The sequence below is a fragment of the Mesorhizobium sp. M1D.F.Ca.ET.043.01.1.1 genome, from assembly GCF_003952385.1.
Taxonomy (GTDB): Bacteria; Pseudomonadota; Alphaproteobacteria; order Rhizobiales; family Rhizobiaceae; genus Mesorhizobium.
Genome location: NZ_CP034444.1, coordinates 826,720 through 839,063 on the forward strand (window position 1 = coordinate 826,720; position 12,344 = coordinate 839,063).

Annotated in this window: 11 protein-coding genes; 4 read left to right on the forward strand and 7 right to left on the reverse strand. The window is 64.0% G+C overall.

The features are described from left to right. Positions 1–9: 9 nt before the first annotated feature. From EJ067_RS04305 to EJ067_RS04330, 6 genes are all read right to left on the reverse strand, one after another. Positions 10–1,410 (reverse strand): selenium-binding protein SBP56-related protein, encoded by a 1,401-nt coding sequence (locus EJ067_RS04305; protein WP_126084825.1) that lies wholly within the window; start codon positions 1,408–1,410, stop codon positions 10–12. Between the two features lie 326 nt (positions 1,411–1,736). Further along, positions 1,737–3,359 (reverse strand): ABC-F family ATP-binding cassette domain-containing protein, encoded by a 1,623-nt coding sequence (locus EJ067_RS04310; protein ID WP_126084826.1) that lies wholly within the window; start codon positions 3,357–3,359, stop codon positions 1,737–1,739. 147 nt (positions 3,360–3,506) lie between these two features. Then, entirely contained in the window at positions 3,507–4,250 is a 744-nt protein-coding gene (locus tag EJ067_RS04315) for a 2OG-Fe(II) oxygenase (RefSeq protein ID WP_126084827.1), read from the reverse strand. Positions 4,251–4,379: 129 nt separating this feature from the next. Beyond that, positions 4,380–4,913: a hypothetical protein gene (locus EJ067_RS04320; RefSeq protein WP_126084828.1), complete on the reverse strand. Its 534-nt coding sequence runs from the start codon at positions 4,911–4,913 to the stop codon at positions 4,380–4,382. A gap of 5 nt (positions 4,914–4,918) precedes the next feature. Continuing rightward, the gene (locus EJ067_RS04325; RefSeq protein ID WP_126084829.1) at positions 4,919–5,341 is read right to left on the reverse strand and encodes an OsmC family protein; all 423 of its coding nucleotides are present in this window, start codon (positions 5,339–5,341) and stop codon (positions 4,919–4,921) included. Between the two features lie 218 nt (positions 5,342–5,559). Then, positions 5,560–7,092, reverse strand: coding sequence for an acid phosphatase (locus tag EJ067_RS04330; protein WP_126084830.1), 1,533 nt, complete (start codon positions 7,090–7,092; stop codon positions 5,560–5,562). Positions 7,093–7,298: 206 nt separating this feature from the next. Between EJ067_RS04330 and EJ067_RS04335 the strand changes: the two genes are divergently transcribed. Together EJ067_RS04335 and EJ067_RS04340 are read left to right on the forward strand one after the other, a co-directional pair. Continuing rightward, positions 7,299–8,558, forward strand: coding sequence for a cytochrome-c peroxidase (locus EJ067_RS04335; RefSeq protein WP_245468166.1), 1,260 nt, complete (start codon positions 7,299–7,301; stop codon positions 8,556–8,558). Positions 8,559–8,707: 149 nt separating this feature from the next. Then, positions 8,708–8,899, forward strand: coding sequence for a hypothetical protein (locus EJ067_RS04340; protein ID WP_126084832.1), 192 nt, complete (start codon positions 8,708–8,710; stop codon positions 8,897–8,899). 81 nt (positions 8,900–8,980) lie between these two features. On the opposite strand, the gene EJ067_RS04345 is transcribed toward EJ067_RS04340, so the two are convergent. Continuing rightward, positions 8,981–9,577 (reverse strand): dihydrofolate reductase family protein, encoded by a 597-nt coding sequence (locus tag EJ067_RS04345; protein WP_126084833.1) that lies wholly within the window; start codon positions 9,575–9,577, stop codon positions 8,981–8,983. Between the two features lie 100 nt (positions 9,578–9,677). Between EJ067_RS04345 and EJ067_RS04350 the strand changes: the two genes are divergently transcribed. Together EJ067_RS04350 and EJ067_RS04355 are read left to right on the forward strand one after the other, a co-directional pair. Then, complete coding sequence (locus EJ067_RS04350) at positions 9,678–10,094, forward strand: helix-turn-helix domain-containing protein (protein WP_126084834.1); 417 nt, start codon at positions 9,678–9,680, stop codon at positions 10,092–10,094. A 129-nt stretch (positions 10,095–10,223) separates the two neighbouring features. Then, positions 10,224–12,344 carry a TonB-dependent siderophore receptor gene (locus EJ067_RS04355; protein ID WP_189510382.1) on the forward strand — a complete coding sequence of 707 codons (2,121 nt, stop codon included), beginning with the start codon at positions 10,224–10,226 and terminating at the stop codon, positions 12,342–12,344.

Consider the following 12,344-nt stretch of genomic DNA (forward strand, 5'->3'; position numbering starts at 1 on the left):
GCAAGTCGGTTACACCGACGGATAGCAGAATGAATCCGTAGAGCAGTCGCCGCCTTCCAGACGAATCTGGTGCGAGCGATACCCCTCGGGGAACTTGACGTAGAAGTCCTTGTCCAGGGTGATCCCGCCGTTCTCGCCGACATCGGCCTTGACCATCGCTGCCGGGATGCCCCCGGTATAGAACTGGTCGTCCCAGGTCGAATACAGGGAGTTGGTCCAGTAGACGCGTTTGCCGTCGCGGCTGATCTCGACCATCTGCGGTCCGCCCCGATAGTCGCCGCCGCCGGGATGCTTGGTCTTGCGCGCAATGCCGCCAATATGGACGGACCCTGCAAGCCTGGGCTTCATCGGATCGGTCACATCATACTGGCGCATCTCGCCGGTGCCCCAGCAGGAGGCGTAGAGAAAGCGGTCATCGAGCGACAGGTCTATGTCGCTTACCAGCGGCGGAACCGCCTCGAAGCCCTGCAGGAGCGGAGGCAGGTCATCCTTCGCGGCTGCCTCTGGCGGGATAGTCGCCGTCTTTTCGCAATGGAACTTGCCGTCCTCGCGCCACCATGTCCAGATCGATCCCTCGAGGTTTGTCGTGTCGACGACCACTCCAATGAAACCGTATTCCTTTACCGGGTCATGCGCGGGGCGGACTTCCAGGGCCATCTGGTGGTTGGCTCCCAGATCAATGGTCTGCACGTTCCTGCGTTCGCGCAGATTCCAGAAATGCACCCGGTGTCCGTATTTGTTCGACAGGAGATCTTCCGGGACGATGCCGTTCTCGAATTGGGGTGGAAGTGCCCACTCGCTCGACACCATGTAGTCGCGCGGCAGGTTCCACCAGAAATCATACTGCTTGTTCTGTGGCCCTCGATCGATCTCGTAGCGCCCGATGACGTCGAACGTCTGGCAATCCATGACAAAGATGCCGGGAGGTCCGTCGGTGCCGTCAGGGCCACCGCCGCCAAGGGTCGAGACATAAATGCCTTCCGGGCCGCAGTGAATCGTATGAGGCCTGGAATAGCCGGTCTTGGCAAATACTTCTTCCGGCTCGATGATTTTGTGGATCTTGGCCTTGGTCGGTCCGCCCTTGGTGTCCACAACGTAGATGCGCGAAGATCTCATGCCGGGGATTATCAGAAAACGGCGCTCAAGAAACGGGTGGCCGTTCAGCGGCGACAGGGCCGAAGAGCAAGCGTTCCAGCCGAAGTGGTGAAACTCGTCGCCCTTGTTCGGCATTGTCACGCTGTGGACGATCTTGCCGCAGTCCTTCGACTCCGGGTTTACGTCAACAACTGCGAGTCCATCAGGCTGAGAGAAGTCCGCACTCAACATCAAAGTGTAGGCAAAGTTTTCGACTGGCGCCTGCATTGCGAGCTTGGCGGTCGCGTGGAAAGTCGGGTCCGGCCGTAAGGTCATTGTCGTCCTCCTTGGCGGGTTAAGCAGCCCGACCGACAATCAGGGGCACGACCTGTGATGCGCTTCGATGCCCGCCGAAAAGGTCGGGGCGCGTTGTTTTTCGCACGCTCTATTTTCGTGCGGCTTTCAGAAGAATCTCACGGATTTCGGAGAACGGCAATCTCGACTTGTGCGTGACGAGCGCCACCAGACTGCATGGGTGAGCCGCGGCAATGTCAAGGTTGGCGGGCAACGCACGGTCAAACTTCGCTATGTCGGAACGTCTGGATCTGGCGCGCAAACCGGCCAAGGGCCGGTGCCCGCCTTGGGCCGACATCTGCTCTCCCCTACCCTCTCAGCCCCGGCGCTTCCTGGCCGGTGCGGGCGACATATTCCGTATAACCGCCGCCATAGGTGTGGATGCCATCGGGGGTGAGCTCTAGCACGCGGTTGGAGAGTGCCGCCAGGAAATGGCGGTCGTGCGAGACGAAGAGCATCGTGCCCTCATATTGCGCCAGCGCCTCGATCAGCATCTGCTTGGTCGCCATGTCGAGGTGGTTGGTCGGCTCGTCGAGCACCAGAAGATTGGGCGGATCGAAGAGCATCAGCGCCATCACCAGGCGGGCCTTCTCGCCGCCGGAGAGCACGCGGCATTTCTTCTCGATCTCGTCACCTGAGAAGCCGAAGCAGCCGGCAAGCGCGCGCAGCGGCGCCTGGCCGGCCTGCGGGAAATTGTCTTCAAGGGTCTGGAAAACGGTGCGCTCGCGGTCGAGCAGCTCCATGGCGTGCTGGGCGAAATAGCCCATCTTGACGCTTGGCCCGCGCGCGACGGTCCCCTCGTCCGGCTCGGAGGCGCCGGCCACCAGCTTCAGCAGCGTCGACTTGCCGGCGCCGTTGACGCCCATCACGCACCAGCGTTCGCGGCGGCGGATCTGGAAGTCGAGGCCTGAATAGATGGAGCGGCTGCCGTAGGACTTGTGGATCCCTTTCAGCGTCGCCACGTCCTCGCCGCAGCGCGGCGCCGGCTGGAACTCGAAGGCTACCGTCTGGCGGCGCTTCGGCGGCTCGACGCGGTCGATCTTGTCGAGTTTCTTGACCCGGCTCTGCACCTGCGCGGCATGCGAGGCGCGCGCCTTGAAGCGCTCGATGAAGGCGATCTCCTTGGCCAGCATCGCCTGCTGGCGCTCGAACTGCGCCTGCAGCTGCTTGTCGGCCAGCGCCCGCTGTTCCTGGTAGAATTCGTAGTTGCCGGAATAGGAGGTGAGCGCGCCGGCATCGATCTCGATCACTTTCGAGACGATGCGGTTCATGAACTCGCGGTCGTGCGAGGTCATCAGCAGCGCGCCGTCATAGTCCTTGAGGAATTTCTCCAGCCAGATCAGGCTTTCGAGGTCGAGGTGGTTGCTCGGCTCGTCGAGCAGCATGACGTCGGGCCGCATGAGCAGGATGCGGGCGAGCGCGACGCGCATCTTCCAGCCGCCGGAAAGCTTTGCGACGTCGCCGTCCATCATCTCCTGCGAGAAGCCCAGGCCGTCCAGCACCTCGCGCGCCCGGCCGTCGAGCGCATAGCCGTCGAGCTCCTCGAAGCGGTGCTGCAACTCGCCGTAGCGCTCAATGATCTGATCCATCTCGTCGGCGCGGTCGGGATCGCCCATGGCGTGCTCCAGCTCGCGCATCTCGGCGGCGACCGCGCTGACCGGCCCGGCGCCTTCCATGACTTCGGCCACGGCGCTTAATCCCCCCATATCGCCGACATCCTGGCTGAAATAGCCGATGGTGACGCCACGATCGACCGAGACCTGGCCCTCGTCGGGCTGCTCCTGACCGATGATCATGCGGAACAATGTCGTCTTGCCGGCGCCGTTCGGGCCGACGAGCCCGACCTTCTCGCCCTTCTGCAAGGCGGCCGAGGCTTCGACGAAGACGATCTGTCGGCCGTTCTGCTTGCCGATGTTTTCGAGACGGATCATGGGCTCGTAGGGGAGTAGGGGAGTAGGGGAGTAGGGGAGTAGGGCAAATAAGCGAATGCGCGGGATAAGGGAACCCCTTATCCGCCGCTTCGGCGATCACATCCCTTCCCTGCTCCCCTACTCCCCTACTCCCTTACTCCCCTAACCTTACTTCGCGTCGTGGAAGATGATCCCCACCGTGTGACGCTGGCCCGAGCGCAACCTGCTGACCCCATGGCGCAGGTTTACGCGGTAGTAGCCCCGCGAGCCCTCCACCGGCCGATTGTGGACGGCGAAGATCACCGCGTCGCCTCTTCTCAGCGGCACCACCTCGGCGCGGCTCTGCATGCGCGGGCGCTGTTCGGTCAGCACGAATTCGCCGCCGGTGAAATCCTCGCCCGGCTCCGACAGCAGGATCGCCACTTGCAGCGGAAAGGCGAGCGCACCGTAAAGATCCTGGTGCAGGCAGTTGAAATCGCCGGGGCCGTATTGGAGCAGCAGCGGCGTCGGCTTCGTCTGCCCCTCGTCATGGCAGCGCTTGAGGAAGGCGGCGTGGTCGGCGGGATAGCGCAACGCTGCGCCCATCTTCTCGTTCCAGTCGTTGGCTACACCGGCAATCCGCGGATAGAGGGCGGTGCGCAGGCCTTCGATCAGATCGGGGAGCGGATAGCGGAAATAGCGGTATTCGCCCTTGCCGAAACCGTGACGTGCCATGATCACATGGCTACGGAAATGTTCTTCGTGCGTGTAGAGCGCGGCTATCTCGGCGCATTCCTCGGCCGACAGCAGCCCCGGCATGACGGCGCAGCCTTGGGTGTTGAGCTCCGACACCAGCGCGGGCCAGTCCTGCGCTTCGACGCGCGCTTCGGCGGACCGGCTGGCGCGCTTCGTGTTGAGAGAATGGATGGTCATTGGTTGCTCCATCGCTTGCTTGTCCCATAGATGGGGCGAGCGGCGCGAGCGAACCACCCGTTTCATGACAAGGCGGGTGTGAGATCACTGGAGACGACGGCAGGACAGACGGGCGCGAAGGATCGCAGCCTAGGCCCTGTCCTTGTGGCGATACCTCTCCAGCTCCGGATCGAGATCCACCTTCACCGCATTGGTGAACACGCAGGTCGCCACCATGATGCCGGCGAAGGCGACGAGGTTGACCAGCAGCGTGTCGTCGTAGCGCGCCTTGAGCGCGGCCCAGATCTCATCCGGAACGGCATTGGCATCGGCGGCGACCGCCTTGCCGAACTTTATCAGCAGCGCCTCGTCGGCGGTGGGCTCGATCACCTCGGGATCGAGGCCGGAATCGATCAGCGCGCGGCGGAAGAAGGTTACGGGAATTTCGGCCTGCATCGTCTCGGCGATCGCCATCGAGAGCAGCCAGATGGCGCGGACGTCGAGCGTGGGCCTGAGCAGATCGCGCAGCGTGAACCATTCGGCATAGATGCGGTGCGCCGCCGGCGAGCGCAGCAGGATGCGCTTCATATTGGTCATGCGGCCGCGCAGCGCGAGCTCCCGGTCATGCTCGGCGCGGATTTCGGCGGAAGCGGTCGCGTAGTCGATCGGGGAGAGATGCGCCATCGCCCTTACCCAAGCGTCGCGTGAAGTACCGGCGCGCTGCGCAGCGTGTTGGAGACGGTGCAGATCGCCTCGGCATCCTCGACGATGTGCTGTTTGACGGCCGCGCCGAGATCGCCGGCGATCGTGAGCCTGATGGTGAACGTCTCGACTCGCGAGGGATCGTCCTTCGCCTTCTCGCCGCTGACATCCGCCTTCACCTCGCCAAGCCGATCGGCGACGCCGAGGCGGGTCGCGGCGATGCGGGCGCTGAGCACCATGCAGGCGGCCAAGGAGGCATAGAGCAGGTCGAGCGGATTGAAGCCTGGCGCGCTGACGGAAGTCACGACATCGACCGTGCCGCCCGTCGGCGTCGTCACCACCGGCAGGCCGCCTGGTGGAAGAACGGCGGAAGCGCCGGTGGCGCGGGTTCTGATTTTGAGTTCGCTCATCGAATGTCCTCGTCCGATCTGATGGCCATAGATAGCGGACGGGAATTCGTCGGCGCAATCGTGGAAGACTGTTCCTCGCCCCGCGAAAGCGAGGGGAGAGGTAGCCGCGAAGCGGCCGGAGCGGGGGCCTTCATAGGGCGCTCCCCCTCTCCGTCTCGGCTTCGCCGAGCCACCTCTCCTCCACTTCGTGGGGGCGAGGAAACTCGACTTCAGATGCGCTACTTCGCCAAATCGAGCGCCGCCGTCAGATCCCCCATCGGCGGCTCGCCGTTGGCGGCCAGCGCCTTGTCGCGGGCGACGATGCCTTGCAGCACCGGCAGGTCGTAGCGGGCGGTGATGAAGCGCAGGATCGAGGTCGTGTCGTATTGCGTATGGTCGACCGTGCCCATCCTGGCATAGGGCGAGACGATGAAGGCCGGGACGCGGTTGCCCGGGCCCCAGCGGTCGGCCCTGGGCGGCGCGACATGGTCCCAGAAGCCGCCATTCTCGTCATAGGTGACGACGACCAGCATGTGCTGCCATTGCGGGCTCTTCTCCAGATGCGCGACGAGGTCAGCGAGATGCTGGTCGCCGCTGGCGACGTCGGTATAGCCGCCATGCTCGTTGAGGTTGCCCTGCGGCTTGTAGAAGGTGACGGCCGGCAGCTTGCCGTCGTCGATCGCCTTGATGAACTCGGTGCCACCGAGGCCGCCGTCCTTGAGATGCTCTGCGCGCGCGGCGGTGCCGGGCGCATAGGCGGCGAAATAGTTGAACGGCTGGTGGTGGAACTGGAAGTTCGGCACCGGGGTGGCGTTCCTGCCGTCGAGCGCCGCCTGCCAGGCGCCGGAATACCAGGCCCAGGAAACACCCTTCAGCGACAGGAGATCTCCGATAGTGATCTCGCTCTGCGGCGGCAGCGTGGTGGGTGCCGCCGGATCGGCGAGCGCCTTGTCGCCGCCCTCGGCCGGCTTGTTGGCGCTCGGCTGGTACGGCGGCTGCATGGTGTTGACGGCGTGGAAGTCCGGCGTGATCGCACCGTCGTTGACGAATTTCGGCACGCCGCCGAGCGCGGAGGCTGGCGAGTTGTCGGCCAGTTTCAACGTCACGCCGTCGGGCTCGACGACGGCGATCTGGGCCTTGACCGGGCTGGTGTCGGCATGGGGATAGACCGGCACGCAGGCGCAGGCGAGCATGAAGTGGTTGAGGAAGGAGCCGCCGAAGGCGCCCTGGAAGAAATTGTCGGCAAGCACGTATTTCTTGCCCACCGCCCACATCGGCAGGCCAGAGCCGTCATAGTGGCCCATGACGAGTGAGCCGGAATCGGCCCAGGCGACGAACTTGTCGTTCCGGCCACCGTCGATCTGCATCTGCTCCTGGTAGAAGCGGTGCCAGAGGTCGCGGGTGATGACGCCCATGTTCTCGTTGAAACCCTTGGGATCGTCGATGGCGAAGCTGGCATTGGCGAGATGCGCGGTCTGAGCCTCCGTCACCGCGGGGGTGACGCCCTTGCCGGTCAGGCCGCCCCAGGCGGGCGGCAGCTCGGCCAGCGGCTTGCCGTCGCGGTCGAGCTGGCGCGCCTGCTCGGCCGAGACGTTCGCCAGGCCATTGGCGCCGGGAAAGCCGCCATAGAGATTATCGAAGCTGCGGTTCTCGGCGAAGATGACGACGACGGTGTCGATCTTGTCGTAGCCGGGGGGAGCGGCATGGACAGCAGCAGTGAGCGATGCCAGCGCCGTCGAGGCGAGGCAAAGGGAGAGAGAAGACCGGATCATTGGGACAATGCCTCGTGGCTGAGGAATGGCTGGAGGAGCAACGCATGTGTCGGAACAAGGGACTGGCATGGACCCAGCTACTTCGATGCCTTATCACCTTTGTGACATTTCCAGCCCTTGCGATACACGGTTTCGTGAGCACGAAGACCGGTCATCATTCCTTTGCACTGCGACCTTACTTCCCGGCAGAACTCAGGATGGCACCGATGACGATGGGACGATGGAAAGGCCGGGCGATCGCCGTCATAGCGGCATCGATATTCGGCTTCGCCGCGCCAGCGAATACGGCGGGACCTGGGGGCGTCCATCCAGGCCCGCTATCGCGCGCCGAAGCTTTCGCGCGCGCCGAGGCGCTCACGGCGCTCGGGCGGCAGATGTTTTTCGATCCCTCGCTGTCGGCCTCGGGCAAGCAGGCCTGCTCGTCCTGCCACGATCCCAACCATGCCTTCGGCCCGGCCTCGGCCGCGCCAGTCGAACGGGGCGGCCCGAAGCTCGATCAGCCCGGCCTGCGCGCCGTGCCGTCGCTGCGCTACCTGCAGGCGGCGCCCGCCTTCGCCGAGCATTTCTATGATTCCGAGGACGAAGGCGACGAGAGCGTCGACAACGGCCCGACCGGCGGGCTGACCCGGGACGGCCGCGCCGACCACGGCAAAGACCAGGCGAGGATACCGTTGCTCTCGCCCTTCGAGATGGCGAACAAGGACGAAGGGGCCGTGGTCGCGGCGCTGCGCAAGGTCCCCTACGCCGACGCCTTCAAGGCGGCGTTCGGCGCCGATGTGTTCGACCATCCGCAAGATGCCTTCGACGCCGCGGTCGAGGCGCTCGGCACCTTCGAGCAGAGCAGCGTCGATTTCTATCCCTATTCCAGCCGCTACGACGCCTTTCTCGCCGGCAAGGCGAGCTTGACCGCACAGGAGCTTCGCGGCCGCGCGCTGTTCGAGGACGAGGCCAAGGGCAATTGCGCAAGCTGCCATCTGAGCGAGCCCGCCAACGACGGCGAGCCGCCGCAATTCACCGATTACGGCCTGATCGCCATCGCCGTGCCGCGCAACCCGGCGATCCCGGCCAATGCCGATCCCGCCTATTTCGACCTCGGCCTATGCGGTCCGCTACGCACCGACTTCAAAGGCCGTTCCGAATATTGCGGCCTGTTCAAGACGCCGACGCTGCGCAACGTCGCGCAGCGCAAAAGCTTCTTCCACAATGGCCGCTTCCACACGCTGCGCGAGGCGGTGGCCTTCTACGCCAGCCGCGACACCGATCCCGGCCGCTGGTATCCAAAGAACGCCGACGGCACGGTGAACAAATTCGACGACCTGCCAAAGGCTTACTGGGGAAACCTCAATACCGACCCGCCCTTCAACGACAGGAAGCCAGGCGACAAGCCGGCGCTCACCGATGCCGAGATCGACGACATCGTCGCTTTCCTCAGCACGCTGACCGACGCCGACCAGGCGGGGCAGTGACGGCGGCGAGGCCTTCGGTGCTGCCCGAGCGCACGGTGCGGATTTGTCGTTCGGCACCGAATCGACGTAATCGGAGATATGTGGGCCAGATCACAGGATCGGCATGAAACGCCTTCTATATTAGAGGCTCTTCATGGATTGAGTCTCGGATGAGATTCGTCGCTTTACAGGACCCGACCGACCGCTGGACGGTGTTTGATACGGCCATTGAGGAGCCCGCCGAATTCGGCGGCCGCGTGCTCATCGGCCTGACGTCGCATGAAGCGCTGCGGCTCGCGGCCGCGGCCAACGACGAGGCGGGATGGGAAATCGACGCGTTGGGGTCTCTTCAGGGCCGGTAACGCCGGCCGCGGACAGTACCCCTTTCCTCCAGGAAAATCGCAAGCGAACAAGCGGTTGAGACGGCGCGCTGCCGGACTGATTCAGGTCCCTCGCGCGGCCGGCGCGTAGCGGCTCACCACCATGCCGCAGGCATAGGCTTTCGAGCCGATGATCTTCAGCCCGGCGAAGCCGCCCTGGTCAAAGATGCGGCGGCCGCCACCCAGCACCGCCGGGTTGATGAAGAGCTGGAACTCCTCGACCAGGCCGGCTGCAATCAGCGCCGAGGCGAAGCCGACGCCGCCGAAGACGGCGATATTGCCGCCCTCGCCCGCCTTCAGCGCGTTGACCTCGCGCGGCAAGTCACCGCTGACGATTCGCGTGCGCTCCCACCGCGAGACCTTCAGCCTGTCGCTCGGCACCACCTTCTCGGCTTCGACGATGCGCTGGGCGAAGGCATAGAAACGGTCCTTCTGATATTTCCGCGCCGCATTGCTCCAGTGGTTGAGATACCCCTCCTCGGCCATCTTGCGGCTCAAGAGGATGGTGTCGACGGTTTCGACCACGGCGTTGAAGTCCTCCTTGAGCTCGTCGTCCCAGTCGCTCTCATCGCCCCATTCCCAAAGCTGCCAGCGACGATCTTCATCCGCGCCGACGAAGCCGTCGACCGACATCTGCATCTGCAGGATGAGCTTTTTCATCGCGCGGTCCTCCTTCCGGTAAACGGTTTACTTTTGGAAGTATTGACCTGCGAGACGAGTGATGTCAATTGTAAAGTGATTTAAAAATGGAACCATGGCCATGTCGACCAGGGAACGATCCGGCTGTCCGATCAGCCTCTCGCTCGAAGTCATCGGCGACCGCTGGACGCTGCTCATCATCCGCGACCTGGCCTTCGCCGGGAAAAAGCATTTTCGCGAATTCCTGCAATCAGACGAGGGCATCTCGTCACGCACGCTCGCCGAGCGGCTGCAGACGCTGCAGGACGAAGGCATCCTCACCCGCAGCGACGACCCGAGCCATGGGCTGAAGGCGATCTACCGGCTGACCGAGGCCGGCATCGACCTGTTGCCGGTGCTGGCGACACTCGGCGCCTGGGGCAGCAGATATCGCAAGGCCGACGATGACCTCGCCCGGATTGCCGATAGGCTCGCAGCCGGCGGCGATCCGGCAATCAAGCGGATGAAGGAGAGGCTGCGGGCGGAGCATCTGGGGTAGCGCCAGCCTTACGATCTGCTGATCTCCGCCCTTGATCGCAAGCCTCCGTCTTGCCTGACAAATTAAAAGTTGACTCTTTTACTCATCTTGAATAGCGCTGCCCGCAGCTTGGAGATGGGGATCAGGGTGATGACGAAGCGGCGCGTTCTGGCGGGGCCTTTGCTGGCAATGACTTTCCTGCATGCACCGCATGCGCTGGCGCAGGACAAACAGGACGTGCTGGCCCCGATCCAGGTCGAGGGCGAGGCCGGCGACAGCACTTCCGACTTCGACGGCTACAAGGCCAGGAAAGACGCCAGCGCCGGCAAATCCGACCAGCCGCTGGAAAAGACGCCGCAAGCGGTGAGCGTCGTCGGCAGCCGGCAGATCGAGGACCAGGCGGCGCGGTCCGTGGTGGAAGCCACGCGTTACGCGCCGGGCATCCGCTCCGAAACCTTCGGCAACGACACCCGCAACGACTGGTTCCTGATCCGCGGCTTCTCCTCGCAGGTCAGCAGCTACTTCCTCGACGGGCTGCAGCTGCAGTCGAGCGACAGTTTCGCCACCTGGAAGGTGAACCCCTATCTGCTCGACCGCATCGACGTCCTGCGCGGGCCCTCCTCGGCGCTCTACGGCGCCTCCAACCCGGGCGGCCTGATCAACCTCGTCTCGAAGCGGCCGACCTTCCAGAACCGCGGCGAAACCGCGATCGGTGTCAACGAGGTCGGCAATGTCTGGACCGGACTTGACGTCGAAGGCGTCAACAAGGACGGCACGCTCGCCTACCGCTTCATCGCCACTGGCAATTATGGCGGCACGCAGGTCGACTACACCGACAACGACCAGTTCGCCATCATGCCGGAACTGACCTGGAAGCCGGACGAGGACACCAGCCTCACCGTCTACGCCAATGTCTCGAAGCTGAAGACGCGCGGCCAGAATTTCCTGCCCTATGTCGGCACCGTGGTCGATGCGCCGTTCGGCAAGATCCCGCGCGACCTGTTCACCAGCGAACCCAGCGTCGACAAGTTCGAGCGCTCGCAGCAGATGATCGGCTATGAATTCGAGCACCGCTTCGACAATGACGTCACGGTGCGCCAAAACCTGCGCTACGGCCATCTCGACGTCGATTTCCGCAATGTCTATGGCGAAGGCTGGGTGAGCCCGCCGACCACGGCCACCGCCCTGCTCGACCGCGCCAACTTCCTGTCGAAGCCCGACCTTGGTCTTTTCACCGTCGACAACCAGGTGGAGTGGAAGACCTCGACCGGCCCGGTTGATCACACGCTGCTCCTCGGTCTCGACTACAAACGCTTCGACCTGCATGACGAGTCCGGCTTCCAGGACGCGCCGCCGCTCGACGTGCTCGATCCGGTCTACAACGGCGCCCCGCCCGTCACCTCGCGCTACGACCAATCCAATACGCTGCAGAACCAGACCGGCCTCTACGCCCAGGACCTGATGCAGATCGACCGTTGGAACCTGGTGTTCAGCGGCCGCTACGACGATGTCCAGACCAAGGTCACCGACCGGCCGACCGGCGTGCGCACCAGCTATGCCAGCGATGCCTTCAGCGGGCGCGCCGGCGCGATCTACAATTTCGACAACGGCATCTCGCCCTATGTCAGCGTCTCGCGCTCGTTCCTGCCGCTGACCGGCACGGATACGGCCACCGGCGATGCCTTCAAGCCCGAAACGGCCGTGCAATACGAGGCCGGCGTCAAATACCAGCCGACATGGCTGTCGGATGTGATGCTGACCGCATCGCTGTTCGACCTGACGCGCGAAAACGTCGTGACCAGCGACGGCTTGCTGTTCAACCGGCAGATCGGCAAGGTCAATTCGCGCGGCGTCGAGCTCGAGGCCGTCGGCCAGCTGACGCCCGACCTGAAGCTGACCGGCGCCTATACCTGGTACGACCTCAAGATCAAGGACGGCAACCCGGCCGAGATCGGCAAGGTGACGACCGGAACGCCGGAACAGTTCGGCTCGCTGTGGCTCGACTATGCCGTGCCCTCCGACAGGCTCGAGGGCGTCACCCTCGGCGGCGGCGTGCACTATGTCGGCTCCTCCTTCGCCGACAGCGCCAATACGCAGAAGGTGCCCGATGTCGTGCTGGTCGATGCCGCGATCCGCTACGAGAAGGACAACTTCAAGGCCGCGCTCAATGTTTCCAACCTGTTCGACAAGGCCTATGTCGCCTCATGCAACATCACCTGCTTCTATGGCGAGAGCCGCGAGGTCAGCCTGACCATGGGCTACAAATGGTGA